At 59.6% G+C, this 19,274-nt stretch carries 18 protein-coding genes; 9 read left to right on the top strand and 9 right to left on the bottom strand.

Features of this window, described 5'->3' with window-relative positions; genetic code table 11:
* Positions 1-45: 45 nt before the first annotated feature.
* Genes AB6V08_RS06690 through AB6V08_RS06680 form a run of 3 tightly spaced genes read right to left on the bottom strand, consistent with a single transcriptional unit; the run spans position 46 to position 2,584 of the window.
* The gene (locus AB6V08_RS06690; RefSeq protein WP_368541955.1) at positions 46-174 is read right to left on the bottom strand and encodes a DUF2474 domain-containing protein; all 129 of its coding nucleotides are present in this window, start codon (positions 172-174) and stop codon (positions 46-48) included.
* On the bottom strand, positions 174-1,184 hold the full coding sequence (cydB, locus tag AB6V08_RS06685; RefSeq protein ID WP_368541954.1) for a cytochrome d ubiquinol oxidase subunit II: 1,011 nt from the start codon (positions 1,182-1,184) through the stop codon (positions 174-176). The genes AB6V08_RS06690 and cydB overlap by 1 nt, the downstream gene beginning before the upstream one ends.
* A complete protein-coding gene (locus AB6V08_RS06680) occupies positions 1,184-2,584 on the bottom strand; it encodes a cytochrome ubiquinol oxidase subunit I (protein WP_368541953.1) in 1,401 nt (466 codons plus the stop codon). Before AB6V08_RS06680 ends, cydB begins: the two co-directional genes overlap by 1 nt.
* A gap of 414 nt (positions 2,585-2,998) precedes the next feature.
* Between AB6V08_RS06680 and ymcF the strand changes: the two genes are divergently transcribed.
* The 7 genes from ymcF to patD all read left to right on the top strand — a co-directional run bounded on the left by ymcF (position 2,999) and on the right by patD (position 10,331).
* A complete protein-coding gene (gene ymcF, locus AB6V08_RS06675; RefSeq protein ID WP_368541952.1) occupies positions 2,999-3,187 on the top strand; it encodes a cold shock small protein YmcF in 189 nt (62 codons plus the stop codon).
* An 80-nt stretch (positions 3,188-3,267) separates the two neighbouring features.
* On the top strand, positions 3,268-4,677 hold the full coding sequence (locus tag AB6V08_RS06670) for a PLP-dependent aminotransferase family protein (RefSeq protein ID WP_368541951.1): 1,410 nt from the start codon (positions 3,268-3,270) through the stop codon (positions 4,675-4,677).
* A gap of 286 nt (positions 4,678-4,963) precedes the next feature.
* Entirely contained in the window at positions 4,964-6,109 is a 1,146-nt protein-coding gene (gene ydcS, locus AB6V08_RS06665; protein ID WP_368541950.1) for a putative ABC transporter substrate-binding protein YdcS, read from the top strand.
* 17 nt (positions 6,110-6,126) lie between these two features.
* Positions 6,127-7,140 carry an ABC transporter ATP-binding protein gene (locus tag AB6V08_RS06660; RefSeq protein WP_368541949.1) on the top strand — a complete coding sequence of 338 codons (1,014 nt, stop codon included), beginning with the start codon at positions 6,127-6,129 and terminating at the stop codon, positions 7,138-7,140.
* A gap of 1 nt (position 7,141) precedes the next feature.
* Positions 7,142-8,086 (top strand): ABC transporter permease, encoded by a 945-nt coding sequence (locus AB6V08_RS06655; protein ID WP_368541948.1) that lies wholly within the window; start codon positions 7,142-7,144, stop codon positions 8,084-8,086.
* Entirely contained in the window at positions 8,076-8,882 is an 807-nt protein-coding gene (locus AB6V08_RS06650; RefSeq protein WP_368541947.1) for an ABC transporter permease, read from the top strand. The genes AB6V08_RS06655 and AB6V08_RS06650 overlap by 11 nt, the downstream gene beginning before the upstream one ends.
* Before the next feature lie 24 nt (positions 8,883-8,906).
* Positions 8,907-10,331: an aminobutyraldehyde dehydrogenase gene (patD, locus tag AB6V08_RS06645; protein WP_368541946.1), complete on the top strand. Its 1,425-nt coding sequence runs from the start codon at positions 8,907-8,909 to the stop codon at positions 10,329-10,331.
* Between the two features lie 40 nt (positions 10,332-10,371).
* Here patD and AB6V08_RS06640 read toward each other — a convergent pair whose 3' ends face one another.
* From AB6V08_RS06640 to AB6V08_RS06630, 3 genes are read right to left on the bottom strand one after another with little or no spacing between them, the layout of a single operon-like run.
* Positions 10,372-10,554 (bottom strand): DUF1869 domain-containing protein, encoded by a 183-nt coding sequence (locus AB6V08_RS06640; RefSeq protein WP_368541945.1) that lies wholly within the window; start codon positions 10,552-10,554, stop codon positions 10,372-10,374.
* 4 nt (positions 10,555-10,558) lie between these two features.
* The gene (locus tag AB6V08_RS06635; RefSeq protein ID WP_368541944.1) at positions 10,559-10,912 is read right to left on the bottom strand and encodes a DUF1971 domain-containing protein; all 354 of its coding nucleotides are present in this window, start codon (positions 10,910-10,912) and stop codon (positions 10,559-10,561) included.
* A 27-nt stretch (positions 10,913-10,939) separates the two neighbouring features.
* Positions 10,940-11,266 carry a DUF1971 domain-containing protein gene (locus AB6V08_RS06630; RefSeq protein ID WP_368541943.1) on the bottom strand — a complete coding sequence of 109 codons (327 nt, stop codon included), beginning with the start codon at positions 11,264-11,266 and terminating at the stop codon, positions 10,940-10,942.
* Positions 11,267-11,510: 244 nt separating this feature from the next.
* On the opposite strand from AB6V08_RS06630, the gene AB6V08_RS06625 reads away from it, so the two are divergent.
* A complete protein-coding gene (locus AB6V08_RS06625) occupies positions 11,511-11,684 on the top strand; it encodes a GhoT/OrtT family toxin (RefSeq protein WP_368541942.1) in 174 nt (57 codons plus the stop codon).
* An 86-nt stretch (positions 11,685-11,770) separates the two neighbouring features.
* The gene (locus AB6V08_RS06620; RefSeq protein ID WP_368541941.1) at positions 11,771-12,529 is read left to right on the top strand and encodes an alpha/beta fold hydrolase; all 759 of its coding nucleotides are present in this window, start codon (positions 11,771-11,773) and stop codon (positions 12,527-12,529) included.
* A 28-nt stretch (positions 12,530-12,557) separates the two neighbouring features.
* Here AB6V08_RS06620 and AB6V08_RS06615 read toward each other — a convergent pair whose 3' ends face one another.
* The 3 genes from AB6V08_RS06615 to AB6V08_RS06605 are packed head-to-tail and all read right to left on the bottom strand — an operon-like array spanning position 12,558 to position 19,055.
* Positions 12,558-14,732, bottom strand: a complete 2,175-nt coding sequence (locus AB6V08_RS06615) for a virulence factor SrfC family protein (RefSeq protein WP_368541940.1) — start codon at positions 14,730-14,732, stop codon at positions 12,558-12,560.
* Positions 14,729-17,710, bottom strand: a complete 2,982-nt coding sequence (locus AB6V08_RS06610; protein WP_368541939.1) for a virulence factor SrfB — start codon at positions 17,708-17,710, stop codon at positions 14,729-14,731. The genes AB6V08_RS06615 and AB6V08_RS06610 overlap by 4 nt, the downstream gene beginning before the upstream one ends.
* A 4-nt stretch (positions 17,711-17,714) precedes the next feature.
* A complete protein-coding gene (locus AB6V08_RS06605) occupies positions 17,715-19,055 on the bottom strand; it encodes an SrfA family protein (protein WP_368541938.1) in 1,341 nt (446 codons plus the stop codon).
* Positions 19,056-19,274: the final 219 nt, after the last annotated feature.

Raw genomic sequence — 19,274 nt, 5'->3', positions numbered from 1 at the left:
AAGTGCGGGACGCCCGGCCTGCGTGAAGACAGGCCGGACAAGAGGTTAGTGGGATTTAAAGCCTGCCGCCGACATCAGCAGGCGGAAGATCATACTGACGCCAGCCAGGGCGAGCACGCTGCCGCCCCAGATCACCGCCAGCCACATCAGACGTTTCCAGACAGGTTGTTGCATCAGTGATAACCCTCCCCGTGCTGCACTTTTCCGCGAAACACGTAATAGCTCCAGAACGTATAAACCAGAATGATAGGGATGATCAGCAGCGCGCCCACCAGCATAAAGCCCTGGCTCTGCGGTGGCGCGGCGGCCTGCCACAGCGTTATCGACGGGGGAATGATGTGCGGCCAGATGCTGATCCCAAGCCCGCTAAAGCCGAGGAAGATCAGCCCCAGCGTCAGGACAAACGGCGAGTTGTGGCTGTTGACGTTGTTGAGGCTGCGCCATTGCAGCAGGCTCAGGACAACCACCAGAACCGGCACGGGCAGCAGGAAGAACAGGTTGGGCAGCGTAAACCAGCGTTCGGCAATCGCGCTGTGCGCCAGCGGCGTCCAGGCGCTGATCGCTGCGATAATCACCAGCAGGGCGACCAGCAGGCGCTTTGAAAGGTGGCGCATTCTCTGCTGAAGCGCGCCCTCGCTTTTCATCACCAGCCAGCTCGAACCCAGCAGGGCATACGCCACCACCAGACCCGCGCCGCAGAACAGGTTGAACGGGCTAAACCAGTCAAACGGCCCGCCGCTGTAGGTGCGTCCGGTTACGGAAAAGCCGTTGATGACCGCACCTACCGTCATGCCCTGAGTAAAGGTCGCCAGAATCGAGCCGCCGATAAAGGCTTTATCCCAGAAAGGCCGGTGCGCCGGGGTCGCTTTAAAGCGGAACTCAAAGGCGACGCCGCGGAAGATAAGTCCGATCAGCATTAACGTCAGCGGGATGGTCAGGGCGTCGATAATCACCGCGTAGGCCAGCGGAAATGCGCCGAACAGCGCGGCGCCGCCGAGCACCAGCCAGGTTTCGTTACCGTCCCAGACGGGCGCCACGGTGTTGACCATCACGTCGCGATCGTCGGCGTTTTTCACCGCCGGGAACAGAATGCCGATCCCCAGATCAAAGCCGTCCATCACGATATACATCAGGGTGGCGAAGACGATGATCACGAACCAGATAATGGAAAGATCGATACCCATTACGGTTTCTCCTCAAAATCAGTGGTGACGGCAGAAAGCGGGCGCGCAGGGCGACCATCGGACTCGGTAGCAAAGGTTTCATGCTGCTGCGGGCCTTTTTTAATCAGCCGCACCATGTAGCTATACCCCACGCCGAAGACGGAGGTGTAGACCACGAAGAACGCCAGCAGGCTGATGCTCATGTGCAAATCGCCGTGCGCCGAGACCGCATCTTTGGTGCGCTGCAGTCCGTAAACCACCCACGGCTGACGGCCCACTTCGGTTGTCACCCAGCCCGCCAGAATGGCAATCAGGCCGGATGGCCCCATCAGCAGAGCAAACCACAGGAACGGACGCGAGGTGTACACGCGCTTTTTAACCCGCAGCCAGAGGGCCACCACGCCCAGCAGCATCATCAGCATGCCCAGCCCGGCCATAATGCGGAACGACCAGAAAACGATAGTGGAGTTAGGGCGATCTTCTTTCGGAAACTCTTTCAGCGCCGGAACCTGCTTGTCCAGACTGTGGGTCAGGATCAGGCTGCCGAGCGCGGGGATCTCAAGCCCGTAGCGGGTGCGCTCCTGCTCCATATCCGGCCAGCCGAACAGCAGCAGCGGGGTCGGTTCGCCGGGAGGATTTTCCCAGTGGCCTTCGATGGCGGCGATTTTTGCAGGCTGGTGTTCAAGCGTGTTCAGCCCGTGCATATCGCCCACCATCGCCTGAATAGGTGCCACAATCAGGGTCATCCACAGCGCCATGGAGAACATCGTGCGGATCGCCGGCGTGTTATTGCCGCGCAGCAGGTGCCACGCGGCAGAGGCGCCGACGAACAGGGCGCTGCTCAGGAATGCGGCAATCGACATGTGCAGCAGGCGGTAAGGGAACGAGGGGTTAAACACCACCGCGAACCAGTCCACCGGCACCACCTGTCCGTTGACAATCTCGAAGCCCTGCGGGGTTTGCATCCAGCTGTTCGACGCCAGGATCCAGAACGTAGAGATGATCGTCCCCAGCGCCACCATGCAGGTCGCAAAGAAGTGCAGCCCCGGCCCGACCTTGTTCCAGCCAAACAGCATCACGCCGAGGAAGCCGGCCTCCAGGAAGAAGGCGGTCAGCACTTCATAGGTGAGAAGCGGGCCGGTAATGCTGCCCGCGAACTGGGAAAATCCGCTCCAGTTGGTGCCAAACTGGTAGGCCATCACCAGGCCGGAGACCACGCCCATACCGAAGTTGACGGCGAAAATCTTCGACCAGAAATGGTACAGCGAACGCCACACCGGGTTTTTGGTTTTCAGCCAAAGCCCTTCCAGCACGGCGAGGTAGCTCGCCAGGCCGATGGTGATTGCCGGGAAAATAATGTGGAAGGATACGGTGAACGCGAACTGTATCCTTGCGAGATGAAACGCATCTAAACCAAACATGCACAGCCTCAATGTCAAACGGTGTACTGATATAGTATAGGAGGGTAAAGGGAGGATTTGAGTGGCAGAAAAATGAAATTTATGTATAACAGTTGGCTAAATACAGGTGCTTTCGCTATCTGATATAGCTGGTTAATGATTGTGCAGTCATAACAAGCTGCATTATAAAAAGATTTTTCTTATGCAATTTATTCATTAATTCGCTTGCTTTGTCGTCACCGGCATGCGTTAATGCTTCTCTTGGTTTGATTCCAAATAAATATCTGACGTAGTTTTATAAAGCAGTTCTCATCACGTTGTGCCTCTCCGCAGCCTCTCTTGGGTCTTTTTCTACATTCCGATTAGTTTTGATTCATACCACTATCGCCTAAAGGCCCATTAGCAATTTACGTTTTTACGTTTCAGGAGATTCTTATGACTTCTTATATCCATTTCCGCTGCCCGTGCTGTCACGGCTCGCAGTACCGCACCTCAGTTTTTGACGTGTCGGATAAAAACCCGCATGGCGCGAAATGCATTTTCTGCAAATCCTCCATGATTACCCTCGATCACCTGGCCGCCGCGCGCTATGCGCATAGCGTTGTGACCGAGTTCCGCAAATAAAAAACCGATTTACCATAACAGTTAGCTAAATCTTCTCTTTTTCTCCTGCTGATATACACTAGCGGCATAAGGAGAATCTGATGAAAAAATACCAGCGTCTGGCACAGCAGATCGTTTCGCAAATTGAGCTTGGCGCATGGCTGCCGGGCGATAAGCTGCCCTCACTGCGCGAGCAGGTTGCCAGCAGCGGTCTGAGCTTTATGACCGTCGGCCACGCCTATCAGATGCTGGAAAGTCAGGGAAGGATTGTTGCAAGACCCCAGTCGGGCTACTACGTTGCCTCGCGCCCGATCGCGCAGCAGCCTTCGCCGCCCGCGCAGGTGATGCTCGATGAAGAGGTGGACATCAACACCTATATCTTCGACGTGCTGCAGGCCAGCCGCGATCCTTCCGTTGTACCGTTTGCCTCCGCGTTTCCCGATCCCCGACTTTTTCCGCTCCAGCAGCTTAACCGCTCGCTCGCGAACGTCAGCAAAACCGCCACCGCGATGAGCGTGATTGAAAACCTGCCGCCGGGAAACGTCGATTTACGCCACGCCATTGCCCGCCGCTACGCCCAGCAGGGGATGAACATCTCCCCGGAAGAGATCGTGATCACCGCCGGGGCGCTCGAAGCGCTCAACCTGAGCCTTCAGGCGGTCACCGAGCCGGGCGACTGGGTTATCGTGGAAAACCCCTGTTTTTACGGTGCGCTCCAGGCGCTCGAACGCCTGAAGCTAAAGGCGCTGTCGATTGCCACCGACGTGCGCGACGGCATTGACCTGGCGGCGCTCGAACAGGCGCTGAAGGAGTACCCGGTCAAGGCCTGCTGGCTGATGACCAACAGCCAGAACCCGCTCGGGTTTACGCTCAGCGCCGAGAAAAAGGCGCATTTGATCGCGCTGCTGGCCCGCCATAACGTCACCCTGATTGAAGATGATGTGTACAGCGAACTCTATTTTGGCCGTGAAAAGCCGCTTCCCGCCAAAGCCTGGGACAAACAGGACATGACGCTGCACTGCTCGTCGTTCTCAAAATGCCTGGTGGCCGGGTTCCGTATCGGCTGGGTCGCGGCGGGTAAACACGCCCGGCGCATTCAGCAACTGCAGCTGATGAGCACGCTCTCTACCAGCTCCCCAATGCAGCTGGCGCTGGTGGACTATCTCGCCACTAAGCGCTACGACGCCCATCTGCGCCGCCTGCGCCGCACCCTGGCGGAGCGCAAACAGCAGGCGTGGCAGTCGCTGCTGCGCCATATGCCTGCCGGGGTAAAAATCCATCACAACGACAGCGGCTATTTTTTATGGCTGGAGCTGCCCGCGCCGCTCGATGCCGGTCTGCTGAGCGAGAAAGCCTTAACCCACCACATCAGCATTGCGCCGGGAAAAATGTTTTCCACCTCCGATGCCTGGACGCCATTCTTCCGTTTTAATACCTCGTGGGCGTGGGGAGAAAGAGAAGAACAGGCGGTAAGCCAGCTGGGAAAATTAATTAGCGCGATGATGAAATAGTTATTTCCGCGCGGTTTTTTTTAAAATAACCCTTCCTTATCTTTGATAAAGCACGGCGAAACTTTCGCGGTGCTTTTTTTATTCCATCATAGGAAATCTGCATACTGCCTCACGTCGCTAACCCCTTGTCTATAATCCAGTTAACGGGGAATGCGCCCTCGGTCACACCTTGATGAAATTTCCGTTAGCCCCACGGTGAGGCGCATTTGCGCGGTCTACGTTTAATGAGGGAGATATTTTTACGGCACGGCTGCCGCTAAATTTCATTGCGACAGGAGTAAATCTAATGAGCAAAAAATTTGCCCGCAGCAGCCTGTGCGCGCTCGGCATGACCATCATGACAGCGCAAGCCGCCGAACCGCCAAAAGCCATCGGCGATGGAGAAGGTCGGCTGGATATTATTGCCTGGCCGGGCTATATCGAACGCGGCCAGACGGATAAAAACTACGACTGGGTGACGCAGTTTGAAAAAGAGACCGGCTGCGCGGTTAACGTCAAAACGGCCGCCACCTCCGACGAGATGGTCAGCCTGATGGCGAAAGGCGGCTACGACCTGGTCACGGCGTCCGGCGATGCCTCGCTTCGTCTGATCATGGGCAAGCGCGTTCAGCCGATTAACCCGGATCTGATCCCCAACTGGAAAACCCTAGACCCGCGCATCGTCAAGGGCGAGTGGTTTAACGTGGCCGGTAAAGTCTACGGCACCCCGTACCAGTGGGGGCCGAACCTGCTGATGTACAACACCAAAACCTTCCCGACGCCGCCCGACAGCTGGCGCGTGATCTTCGTTAAGCAGGATCTGCCGGACGGCAAAACCAACCAGGGCCGCGTGCAGGCCTACGACGGCCCTATCTATATCGCCGATGCGGCGCTGTTCGTGAAATCGACCCAGCCGCAGCTGGGCATCACCGACCCGTACCAGCTGACGGAGGAACAGTACGCCGCGGTGCTGAAGGTGCTGCGCGATCAGCACGCCCTAATTCACCGCTACTGGCACGATACCACCGTGCAGATGAGCGACTTCAAAAATGAGGGCGTGGTGGCGTCGAGCGCCTGGCCGTATCAGGCAAACGCCCTGAAAGCCGAGAACCAGCCGGTGGCTACGGTGTTCCCGAAAGAGGGCGTGACCGGATGGGCCGATACCACCATGCTGCACGCGGAGGCTAAGCATCCGATGTGCGCCTATAAGTGGATGAACTGGTCGCTGACGCCAAAGGTGCAGGGCGATCTGGCGGCGTGGTTTGGCTCCCTGCCGGTGGTGGCGGAAGGCTGTAAGGCCAGCACGCTGCTGGGTGAAAAAGGTTGCGAAACAAACGGGTATAACTACTTCGATAAAATCATGTTCTGGAAAACACCGATTGCCGAAGGCGGTAAATACGTTCCGTACAGCCGCTGGACGCAGGATTACATCGCCATCATGGGTGGTCGTTAGTCGCCCGGGAGCAGAACATGACGTACGCAGTAGAGTTCAACAATGTTTCCCGCCTGTACGGCGACGTGCGGGCGGTGGATGGGGTCACCATTGGCATTCGTGACGGGGAATTTTTCTCCATGCTGGGGCCTTCGGGCTCCGGCAAAACCACCTGCCTGCGCCTGATCGCCGGGTTCGAACAGCTGAGCGGCGGCACGATTAACATCTTCGGTAAAGAAGCCAGCGAACTGCCGCCGTGGGAACGCGATGTGAACACCGTGTTCCAGGACTATGCGCTGTTCCCGCACATGTCGATTCTCGATAACGTTGCCTACGGGCTGATGGTGAAAGGGATCGACAAGAAAAAACGTCACGCCCAGGCGCGTGAGGCGCTGGACAAGGTGGGGCTGGGCTTTGCGGTGGCGCGTAAGCCGTCGCAGCTTTCCGGCGGGCAGCGCCAGCGCGTCGCCATTGCGCGCGCGCTGGTTAACGAGCCGCGCGTGCTGCTGCTGGACGAGCCGCTTGGCGCCCTCGATCTGAAGCTTCGCGAACAGATGCAGTTCGAGCTGAAAAAGCTCCAGCAAGAGCTGGGCATCACCTTTATTTTTGTCACCCACGATCAGGGCGAAGCGCTGTCGATGTCCGATCGGGTGGCGGTATTCAACAACGGGCGTATTGAGCAGGTGGATACCCCCCGCGAGCTGTATATGCGCCCGCGCACGCCGTTTGTGGCGAGCTTTGTGGGCACCTCTAACGTCTTTGACGCGGGCGTCGCCCAGCGGGTGTGTGGGATGGACGGGATGTACTCGCTGCGCCCGGAGCATATTCGCTTAAATGAGGGCGGAGAAGTTCAGGTTCAGGGCGTGGTGCAGGCGGTGCAGTATCAGGGGGCGGCAACGCGCTTTGAGCTGAGGCTGGCGGACGGCGCAAAGCTGCTGGTAAGCCAGGCGAATCTCAGCGGTGCGGCGGTGCCCGCGGGCGTGGCGCCCGGGCAGCAGGTGCTGGCGTCGTGGTCGCGCGACGCAATGGTACTGCTGCATGAGGAGAGGTGAAATGGACATGAGCGTTTCACACTCTGCGTCACATCACGGCTGGCTAAGCCGCATCACCGCGCTGTTCTGGCGTAAACCCTCGCTGGGGCTGTTCCTGCTTCTGCTCGCTCCGCTGATGTGGTTTGGCATTGTCTATCTGGGATCGCTGCTGACGCTGCTGTGGCAGGGGTTTTACACCTTCGACGACTTCACCATGTCGGTGACGCCGGATCTCACCTTCGCGAACATTCAGGCACTTTTTAATCCGGCAAACTACGACATCATCATCCGCACCCTGGTGATGGCAATTGCGGTCACGATTGCCAGCGCGGTGCTGGCGTTCCCGATGGCCTGGTACATGGCGCGTTACACGAGCGGCAAGTGGAAGGCGTTCTTTTATATCGCCGTCATGCTGCCGATGTGGGCGAGCTATATCGTCAAGGCCTACGCGTGGACGCTGCTGCTGGCGAAAGACGGCGTTGCCCAGTGGTTTCTCAGCCATATGGGGCTGGAGCCGGTGCTAACCGCCATTCTCACCGTGCCCGCCGTTGGCGGAAACACGCTGTCGACCTCCGGGCTGGGGCGTTTTCTGGTGTTCGTTTATATCTGGCTGCCGTTCATGATTTTACCGGTGCAGGCCGCGCTGGAGCGCTTGCCCGCGTCCTTATTGCAGGCCTCCGCTGACCTGGGCGCCCGCCCGCGCCAGACGTTCCGCTACGTGGTGCTGCCGCTGGCGATCCCGGGCGTTGCCGCCGGGTCAATCTTCACCTTCTCGCTGACGCTTGGGGACTTTATCGTTCCGCAGCTGGTAGGGCCGCCGGGCTACTTCATCGGTAATATGGTTTACGCCCAGCAGGGGGCGATCGGCAACATGCCTATGGCCGCCGCGTTCACGCTGGTTCCAATTGTGCTGATTTCACTCTATCTGGCGTTCGTGAAGCGTCTGGGAGCATTCGATGCACTCTGAACGCGCACCGCTGTTCCTGAAAGTTGCCGCCTGGGGCGGGGTGATCTTCCTGCATTTTCCGCTGCTGATCATCGCCATCTATGCCTTCAACACCGAAGACGCGGCGTTTAGCTTTCCGCCGAAGGGCCTGACGCTGAAGTGGTTTAGCGTGGCGGCAGGGCGCGCGGACATTCTTGAGTCCGTGACGTTGTCACTTCAAATCGCGGCGCTCTCTACCGTTATCGCGCTCATACTTGGCACGCTTGCTGCTGCGGCACTGTGGCGAAGCGATTTTTTTGGCAAAAATGCCGTTTCGCTGTTGCTGCTGCTGCCGATTGCACTGCCGGGAATTATTACCGGCCTTGCGCTGCTGACGGCGTTCAAAACGATCGATCTGGAGCCCGGGTTTTTCACCATTGTTGTCGGTCACGCCACCTTCTGCGTGGTGGTGGTCTTTAACAACGTGATTGCCCGGTTCAGGCGCACCTCCTGGAGCCTGGTGGAGGCGTCGATGGATCTCGGCGCGGACGGCTGGCAAACCTTCCGCTACGTGGTGCTGCCCAATCTTGGATCGGCGCTGCTGGCGGGGGGAATGCTGGCGTTTGCGCTGTCGTTTGACGAAATCATCGTCACGACATTTACGGCGGGACACGAGCGCACGTTACCGCTGTGGTTGCTCAACCAGCTTGGCCGTCCGCGCGACGTGCCGGTTACCAACGTGGTCGCGCTGCTGGTGATGCTGGTGACAACCATCCCCATTCTGGGAGCCTGGTGGCTAACCCGCGACGGCGAGAATATCTCCGGCGGCGGGAAATAACTTCGATTTCAACAGGACAACGCTATGCAAAATCAACTGCTGATTAATGGTGAACTGATTACCGGCGAAGGGGAAAAGCAGCCGGTTTACAATCCCGCCACCGGAGAGGTACTGCTGGATATCGCTGAAGCCTCTGCCGCGCAGGTCGATGCTGCCGTTCAGGCCGCCGACCGCGCCTTTGTCGAGTGGGGGCAAACCACCCCAAAAGCTCGCGCCGAGTGCTTGCTTAAGCTGGCAGACGCCATCGAAGAACATGCCGACGCGTTCGCGAAGCTGGAATCCCTCAACTGCGGCAAACCGCTGCACTGCGTGGCGGGAGACGAAATCCCGGCGGTGGTGGATGTGTTCCGCTTCTTTGCCGGGGCGGCCCGCTGCCTGAACGGCCTGGCGGCGGGGGAATACCTCGAAGGGCACACCTCGATGATTCGCCGGGATCCGGTGGGCGTTGTGGCCTCCATTGCGCCCTGGAACTATCCGCTGATGATGGCTGCGTGGAAGCTCGCTCCCGCGCTGGCGGCGGGCAACTGCGTGGTGATCAAACCTTCTGAAATCACGCCGCTGACGGCATTAAAGCTGGCTGAAGTGGCAAAAGATATCTTCCCGGCGGGCGTGCTGAACGTGCTGTTCGGGCGGGGCAAAACCGTGGGCGATCCGCTGACCGGACATGACAAGGTGCGCATGGTGTCGCTCACCGGGTCAATCGCCACCGGGGAACACATCATCGGACACACCGCGCCCTCCATTAAGCGTACCCACATGGAGCTGGGCGGCAAAGCGCCGGTGATCGTGTTTGACGATGCGGATCTGGATGCGGTGGTGGAGGGCGTGCGGACGTTTGGCTTCTACAACGCCGGGCAGGACTGCACCGCCGCCTGTCGGATCTACGCGCAAAAGGGCATTTACGCCGCGCTGGTGGAAAAACTGGGCGCCGCGGTTGCGAGCCTGAAAATGGGCGCCCCCGAGGATGACTCCACCGAGCTGGGGCCGCTGAGTTCGGCGGCGCATTTATCGCGGGTGTGTAAGGCGGTGGAGGAGGCCAAAGCCCTGAGCCACATCAGCGTGGTGACCGGAGGCAGCAAAAAAGAGGGACCCGGATACTACTTCCAGCCCACGCTGCTCGCCGGAGCCAAACAGGAAGACGCCATCGTGCAGCGCGAAGTCTTCGGCCCGGTGGTGAGCGTTACCGAATTCGACGACGAAGCGCAGGTGCTGGCATGGGCGAACGACTCCCAGTACGGCCTGGCATCGTCGGTATGGACAAAAGACGTGGGTCGCGCCCATCGCCTGAGCGCGCGCCTGCAGTACGGCTGCACCTGGGTAAATACCCACTTTATGCTGGTCAGCGAAATGCCCCACGGCGGGATGAAGCTGTCGGGATACGGGAAAGATATGTCGGTGTACGGGCTGGAGGATTACACGGTGGTGCGGCACGTGATGGTGAAGCACTGATTCTTTGATCCAGGCCGGGCAACGCGCCCGGCCATGCTCACTACCAGCCGCACACCTCGTGCTCATTCTCCGTATCGTAGGCGCGAACGGTATTCACCAGATCCTTAACCACCTCGGCGGCAACGTCCGGAATGAGCAGCTCCATCGGGGCCTGCGTTTCATAGTCCACCGACACGCCGTTGCTGTTGTTGGTGACGGTGACGGTGTAGGTTGCCTTGCCCATGATGTTACTCCTTATGCGTATTGACCACTTTACCTATGCCGGCCCCCTGGAGCGTGACCTGCGGATCGGCGAAGAAATCGATGTTGAAACAGGTATCGTCGGTCAGCAGCTCAATCCGGTGCCACTTCTGCGGCGGGGAAATACCAAATGAACCCGCATCGATAACCACCTCCAGATCCGGCTCGGTGGCATCGGCGTCGGCAAAGCCGAAGTAGCGCACTGCGCCCTGCATCACGGACAGACGGCCATAGACGCCCGCTTTGGTGTTGTGATGCGTGAAGAGGGCTTTCGGCGCCGAATCTTTATTCCAGAACGGGGTGGAGCGCGTATGAACAAAATTTTCAGGAATACGAAGCATAATGGTTTCCTTCTCAGTGGCTGAGGATTAAAGGGATCTCAGCACCTCAGGCTCGACGAAAAAGTCGATATTGAACAAGGTGTCATCGCTCATGACTTCAATGTGGTGCCATTTTTCCGGAGGGAACACGCCGAAATGACCGGCCTCAATGATGAGTTCGCTATCGGGTTCAGGCGTGAATTCATCGGCGTAGCCTAAGTAGCGTACCTTACCCTGCATGACGGACAGGCGAGGGTAAACGCCGGGGCGGGTGCCTGTATCCAGATGGCGCTTAAAAATGCCTGCCGGGGCCGTGTCTTTGTTCCAGAAAGGCGTGGAACGGGTATGAATACAACTCTGCGGAATGCGTAGCATGTTTTCTCCCTCTTATGTATGACTTATTAGAACGCTTTACGCGGACGAGAATTTAGCAAAAAGTGCATTTAATATGCATGTTATCCAAAAAGAGGAGAATGCCTGCTCCGGGGTTGTAACGAAAGATACTCAGTTGTTATTAACCGTAAAATTTAAGTGGTTACTGTGTAACGAAAAAACTTGATCTGTATCAACATATGACGCATATTGCGTGCGGTTATTTTTTACGGTTTGGGTAAGCAGGATGACGTTGTATCAAAAAATGTTGGTGTTCTACGCAGTCATGGCCTCCATCAGCGCGTTGATTACCTGGTTCCTGTCTAAAGATCGTAAACGCATTCGTCTGTTAAGCGCCTTCCTGGTGGGATCCACCTGGCCGATGAGCTTTCCCGTCGCGCTGCTGATTTCGCTTTTCTGAAGCACGCTTCCATTTTTAAACGTTGAACATAGCATTCTCGCTGCGGTAACTGTATAAATACACAGTGAATCGTAAAGGGAGTGCTTATGAACAGTTTTTACTCGCATCACGCTGGCTGTTACGTTCGCTGGCAAGACCTTCCCGGCCCTGGCGTTCCGGTCGTGTTTATTCACGGGCTGGGGTGCGCCTCATCCTATGAATATCCCCGCGTTGTGTGCGATACGCAGTTTGCTGCGCGCAGAGCCATTCTGATCGATCTTCCCGGCAGTGGTTACAGCGATAAACCGCTGCACTATCGTTATCAAACAAGCGATCAGGCCCGGGTAGTGGCGGAATTGCTGGACTATATCGGCCTCGACGCTTTCTGGCTCTACGGGCACAGCATGGGCGGCAGCATCGCCATCGAAACCGCCGTCTTAATGCAGCCGCGGCTGAAGGGGCTCATGGTGTCAGAGCCGAATTTCCATGCCGGGGGCGGAATGTTCAGCCGCGGTATTGCGGCGCAGTCAGAACAGGAGTTTGTCGAGGAAGGCTATGCCCGCCTGCTTGCCGGGGACACCAGCGCCTGGGTGGGGTGCCTGCAAAGCACTGCGCCATACGCCGTGTGGCGCGGGGCAACAAGCCTGGTGACGGGCGCGGATCCGGACTGGGCCGAACTTTTTCTCTCCTTAACCTGCCCGAAAACCCTCATTTTTGGCGAACTCTCGTTACCCGATCCGGACGTCGATGAACTCAGGCTTGAGGGCGTTGAGGTGAAAATTATCCCTGACGCCGGGCATTCAATGTCGTGGGAAAACCCCTCGGCGCTGGCTCGGACGCTAACGGATTGCATGGCGGAAAACTAACAGCCCGCGCGGTGGCGGGCTGTAAGGGTTAACGCAGCAGAGCCTGCAGCGCCTGGCGCGCGGCGTCCTGAACATCATGCGGGTGACGGTAGTCGATGTTCTCTATTGCCCGGGTGTAGAGAGCGACCAGCCAGTCGTACACGTAGACGGTTGCCGCATGCACAGGCTGCTCGCCCAGACGCGTAAGGCGAGGCGCGGCGCTGTCCACCACCGGCGTGACAAAAATGGCCTGACCTTTGCGCATCCGGCTGGCGGGGCGCTGGGCGGCAGGCGTTTCTTCGTAACCGAGCCAGCCGATGAAATTGCCCATCACGGCGTGAAGCTGTGCTGCGCTGCTTTTATCTGCCTCGACAATGCGCTGCAGCTGCTGGGGCAGATTGAGGCGGTAGCTGCTGGTCACCAGCACGTCCGCGACCTGCTGCAGCACAGCGGGCTCCAGCCCCAGACGGGCAGCGGCGGCCTCATTGCGGCTCCACTGGCGCAGATGGTTAATCCATACCTTGTGCGCCAGGCGGGCTTTATCTTTGGTCTGGAAAGGGCTGCTGTTTTCCTGAGCCGTGTCGGCAAACAGATCGATAACGTCGGTGAACAGGCCGTTGACCTGCTCTTCGCGCGGCTGCTGTACGGCAAGCAGCGTTTCGAAGGCCTTCAGCGGGGGCAGCAGGCCTTCCAGCAGCTCGCCGTGGCGCGCGGCGCTGGCTTGCAGCATTCGCACCATGTTTTCCGCCTGGGCGCGTCTTGCCGCCGGGTCCTGCGCGGCGGGGGCCAGATAGCTGTGCATTAGGTCTGAAAGCTCCTGCCGCAGCAGCGTTTTCAGGGTGCGAAGCCGCGTCTGGCGCTGGGCCGGCAGCGTGGCCTGAGAAAGCCACTCAACGACGCGCTGCATGCTGTGGCTGTCCAGCGCCTGTAATGTTCCCCAGCGCTGGCCGGGCTTGCCCAGCAGATGCTGCACCGCCTCGTCGAGATTCTGTTTGGTGGTAAAGCGGGCGTCATGCGGGGTAATGGCCCATACCAGCCCCGGCAGGGCCGAATCAACGGATGGCTGAGTCTCTTTCACCCAGTTCAGCAGCATCTTCGCCGTTTTCGCCGTTTGCTCATGCTGCGCGGTGGCATTGCAGATAACCAGCACGTCCGGTTGCAGCTGCTGGCGGTAATGCTCCAGCAGCCACAGGCATTTGGCCTGAGTTAACACCGGCGTTGTGCTGTCGGCGAACGCCGGGATATCAATGATATCCACGTTATCCAGCACGCCGTTTTCCACCGGGAGCACCAGCTCGCGCGTCAGGAAGGCAAGCGTGTCCACGGGAATGCTGATGGCGTTGAGCATTTCGCCGTTGCTCAGCGGATGCAGCAGCGTCTCCTGCGCCTCCGGGGCGGTCAGCGCGCCGTGCGTCAGGAAGCCTTCGCCGGGCAGGCCGAAGTTGTCCACCAGCAGGCTGAGCGGTGCGGCAAGTTCCGGGGCATGGCTGGTCTGGTGCAGGACGTGCGCCAGCTTAAGCCACTGCTGGGTCAGCTCCTGCTGCTCGCCCCACAGCAGGGACCAGACGCTGGCGCGGGTGCTGAGATCCAGCGACGGCACCAGCAGCGCAAACTGATGCCAGAGCACGTCGTCAATTTGCTGTTTTGCTCCCGGCACCGCGCTCTGCCAGAAGCGCGCGATGGCGCCAACTTCCTGGGCGCTGATGCCGGGTACGCCCTGAGGCTGACGCAGGGCGCGCCACTTCTCAAGGCGGGTTTCGATAACCGCTTTGTCCACGGGGCGGATCTGCGGATGCAGCGTGGTACGGGCGATAAACAGCTGAACCAGCTCGGCCTCGGTGATCAGGCTCAGGCGCAGCGGGAAAGCGTCATCGACAGCGTCGCGATTCTCCCGGGTAAAGCGGATCGCCATGTTGGTCAGCGCGTGGCCGGGGTTGATATGCGAGAAGTAGTCAAAGGTACGCTGTCCCGGGGACACGTTCAGGCGGGCGTTGCCGCTGCCGCACAGGGACGCCAGCAGATGGGCTTTTGCCGCCTGGGAGTGACCGTAAAGCCCAATGCTGCTGCGGCTCGCCAGCGCGCGGTCGATCGCCTGCTCCCGCGCCTGGGCGGCGTTCAGCCGCGCCAGCAGGGCGTCGGCATCGTTGTCCAGAACCGGGGCGTGCTGGCGCGTGTCGTTAATCCACTCGATCAAGGCCTGAGTGGTGGCAGTCATCGCAGTCATTTCAGGTATACGCTCCCGCTGTCGATCCAGTAGTGGCTACCGCTATGACGGCGATCGGCCAGGGTATTCAGTTTAAAGGTTAAGGCATCAGCCGGAACCGGGGTGCCATCCTGGAGCCAGGCATCGCTCAGCTCGAAGGATTCCGGGCCTTCATGCTTACTGCCGCCGCGCAGCTTAAGGCGCACGTTGAGCACGCCGTCTCCGGCGATGGCTTTTGCCAGCTCGGCGGAGTTAATGCTCAGGGTATAGAGCGGCGTGGCGGGCCAGCGCGCGTTCGCCAGCTGGCGGAAGCCCAGCGTGACGTTCCCGCGCAGGGGGAAGTGCAGACGCGCGTCGAGCTTCGCACCGGGCTTGTCGAGGTCGATGTCCTGATACCAGACGTTCTCTTCGCGCAGCGTGTTTACCGTGTTGTCGAGCACGCCCAGATAACGCACGGTGGAGTACGCGCCAATGTCCGCCGCTTTGAAGTTAAAGCGCGGCAGGCGTAAATCGAGCGCCAGGCTGCACAGCATCGCTCCCACCGCGGCGGTGGATTTCGGGTTGCCGATCCGCCCCTGCTGGCTGAACGGATACCACTCGTGAACCTGGTATTTATCCAGCCACACAATGCGGTTGACCGGCACCGGCTGCAGGTGACGAATCAGCGCCTGCACGCCGGGCAGGCACCCCGGGCGCCCGGTGATCAGCAGAATGTCGCAGCTGTAGTGGGAGATCGCCTCGCAGACCGCGTGGAGCGGGGCTGCCAGGGTGAACTGACCGGCCAGCATCGCGTCCTGCATTTCGCGGAAGTTCACGTGCAGCGGCACGGCGAACAGGTCGAACTCCGCCGAGCCCGCAGGCAGCGCGTGGTCGATGGCCTGCTGCAGGTAGTTCATCACGTTGCGGGTGGGCTTCTGGCTCAGCAGATCGCCAAAGGTGGCGTGCAGCCCGGCCAGCGGATCGTCGATATCGCTCGCTTCCCACGCGGCAAGAATAGCGTGGCCGACGGGCATAAAGAGCTGAAGCGCCGTTTGCTGGCGCAGCACCGCCTGGGTATCAATGCGCCCGGAGTCGCCAAACAGCGAGGCCAGCAGCATCGACGCATCGGCAATGCCCGACTTTTGAAGCTGGGTTTGCAGGGCGGGCAGCACGTAGCGCTGGATCACGTCCAGCAGGGTGTCATCCCCCGCGACCTTAAAGCCTTCGCGGAACAGCAGCTGCGGCGTAATTTTGACGTTATTGCCGGAACCATCGTCCAGCTGATAGTGGGTGATCGCCATATCGGTGGTGCCGCCGCCAATATCAATGGAGGCCACGCGCAGGGCGCGACCCGGCTGAACGCCCGGCTCGGGCTCGCGATCCGGGCGGGCGAGGGAGGCAAAGAACGCTTCCGTTTGTCCGCCGAAGTGTGAAATGGCTTCGTTGTAGAGCCACACCAGCTGCCCGCAGCTCGCTTCGTCCCACTCCATCTGGATTTCCGGGACCGGAACCACGCTCTTTTCTTGCTGCTTGCGGCTGGCAAAGTCTTCGTCCTGCGGATGCCAGCCCATCGCTTTCCAGACGATAGCAATGGCTTCAAACATGCGGCGGCGGAAGATCTCGCGCTCCTGTTTAGGCATTGCCGACGGCAGCGTCAGGATCAGCGTGCGAAGCTGGCGCGGAGAGGCAGGGAAGCCCAGACGCAGGCGCGTCGCCACGCTGTTGATCTGCCCGAGCGCCTGCGCCAGCAGTTCGCACAGCATGTGGGTCATCAGGGTGCTGCGGCTGTACTGCGGCGAGAAGACCGGCAGACGCTCGTCCTGGGGGAGCGTAAACAGCGGCTCGCCGTCGTCGTTCATCAGGTTCATCAGCGGGAAGGCGGTTGCCAGAGGTTCACGCTGGGTTTTGCTGTTCATCTGGCTGAAACGCCAGTCCTGCACTACCGGGGTTTCATCCCACAGATAGCGACGGGGACTTGAGATCCCGCTGTTGCCTTCGGTGCCCAGGCGCTGCATCGCCAGCTTGCGCGCCTCGTCGCCCACGCGCACGATGGACGGCCAGACGAAGGCGTCTTCGCGGCCGCTTTCCACCGAGAAGTGCTGCTTGCCAAAGCGCGCCTCGGAAAACTCAAGGCGGCTGGTGAACAGCGGCTCATTGAGGAACTGCGGCTCGCTCAGCGATCGCACCTGCAGCTCGGCGGTCTGGCGCAGGCCGTCGTTGGCATCGCCGTGATCTTCAATAATCACGCCGCAGGTGTGGGTGTTGCCCACATCAAGGATCAGGTCTACCGGGATCGCGGGCGTGCTCAGCGTATGGGTGACAAACTTCACTTCCGGGACGGTAAGCTGTTCGCCGAGCAGGGTCAGCAGGTTCAGCCAGTGCGCCTGATATTCAAAGCCGCGCATCGCCTGCTGCAGGTCGCGCTCGGAGCGGTTCTCAACCCCGGTCGCGAACTGGCTAAACGCTTCACGCAGCCAGCCGTCAATCCAGGTCTGATCGAGGAAGCTTGCCACTTCATCGTCGCGCCAGGCCAGCGCAAAGCGGGTGCCGTTCAGAATGTCGTTCTCTACCGGGGAAAGTGCCGAGGTGGCGTGCCCGGCAATCTGGCTGTCGAGAGCGAAGGTGACGCGGTGGGTGTTTCCGGCGCTGTCCGGCGCATCCAGCCTGCGGACCTGAACACGCGCCCAGTTATCCGGGCCATCCACAAAGGTGCGCGGCGGGTTAAACCGCAGGAAAGGCACCGGGAGCCACATGCCGTCGAGAACGGCAAGGGACTGATGCAGAGGGATGGTGCTCTCGGGTTTTACCACCTCCGGCTGAGCGCCGCCCGTGCCCGGCAGCGTGTAGCGGCCGTTCACCAGGTCGAAGTTCAGGCGCAGCAGCGGGCCATTCGCCGTTTTACGCACGAACCGGCCGTGGCTGGCGCTGTCCTGCGGCGTCAGGCCAAAATCAAGAAACTGCACGCCGCTGTTGGCAATGAGCGTGACGCTCTGTTTGTAGTCGCAAAGAGTTACCAGCATAGGATCATGCACCTGCTTTCTTGAACGTCAGTGGAACGACGGTTTTGGCGTCATAGCGAGCGCTGCATTCCGCCACGTCGCTGGTGCCTGCTTTACAGGCGATTTCCGGCATCGGGTAGCGCGAGCCATCGGTGCAGCGGGCGTTGCCGCGAGTTTTGATCATCAGCTCGCCGTTGCTGTGCAGGCCGGAGAACACCTCGGTGCGGCAGACGATGTTGTCGCCGTGCACCACCCGGGCAAAGCCCTTGTTGTTCTGGATCTGGTAGCGCAGCGACGGCGGTTTCCCGGTGACCGGATCTTTCACGTCGAGGATGGCGCGCCAGCTTCCGTTCAGGAATTTGGTTGAACCGGCCTTAACCTGGTTCGCTTCCATCACCATCGCATCTTTCGGGATGGCGGCGATAACCACCTCGGCAGGGGCCGGTGCAGGCTCTGGCTCTTTGGCTTTCGCGGCGACCACTTCCGCCTGGTGCAGCGGCAGGTTCATCGCCAGCGGTTCAACGGCTTTTACGGGGTGAGGCGCAATCGCCACGGGCGCGGGAGCAGGCTCAGGCGACGGCTGTGCCGAGGGCGCAGAAGCAGGCCACAGCAGCGGCGTGGCAACGGCGGCGACAATCACGGCGGCAACCGGGAGCGACCACAGCGGCACGCGGCGTTTTTTGGGCACGATTTCCGGCGCGGGCGCGGGTTCTTCGACGGGCGGAAGCGCTACCGGGGCAGGCTCTGGCGCGTACAGATCTTCCGGCGTAATGCGCACAACGGTCGCCGGGGCGATAAGCGGCTCGTCGGCCTGTTCGAAGGTGATAACCGGCGTGGGTTCAGGCTCGGGATCGTTAATCGGTTCGGGCGCTGCTTCAGGAATAAGGGACTCGCGCAGGCATTCGAGAACGTCGTCGCGCGCGCTCTCGTTCAGATTCACAAAGCCCCAGAAGCAGATGACCGGTTTGCCGTCCACGAGGAACAGGAAGTTTTCACCCGGAAACTGAAAGGCCTTGGAGAGCAGGGAGCCAAAAAGCTGTTGCGCGGTTTTAGGCGATTGAAGGCATTTTTTACTCAGCGACTCGACGCTGGCGAGGGTGTTTTCCAGGTAGCGAAGGGCGCGGAAGCGGGCGTCTTCATCCGCCGCTTTCCAGCTGCTGACCGACCCTTCCACGGGCGAATACCAGTCGACGCGATCCCCGCCATCGTTGACCTGGGGAATAGCCAGACAATCGACGATGCTCTGCTGCTTGCGCAGGCGAAGGGCTTCACGGATTTGCAGTGCTGATTCAAAAACGGCCTGTCCGCCGCCGCCAACGGCCTGAAAATCATCCAGATTACCGCTGCGTAAAAGAGTTTTTGCCACGATTTGGTCCCATATACTTCTTCACACGCTTACTTTAACGAAACGCCAATGCAACCAAACGGATGAAGAGAGGCTAAAAGGGGGGATTTCTTGCGGCATTGAACGCGACGGTTGTGCTTGACGAATAATGGCACTTAAGGCAAATCACTTTTCTCAGGATGATGACAAAAACAGCGAATTACGCTGCTTTAGAATAACCTGATAGTGTTTCGTTATTTG

The organism is Enterobacter soli (assembly GCF_964208575.1).
GTDB classification, from domain to species: domain Bacteria; phylum Pseudomonadota; class Gammaproteobacteria; order Enterobacterales; family Enterobacteriaceae; genus Enterobacter; species Enterobacter soli_A.
The sequence above is the reverse complement of the archived record's forward strand: the minus strand, read 5'-3'. Positions and strand labels throughout refer to the sequence as shown.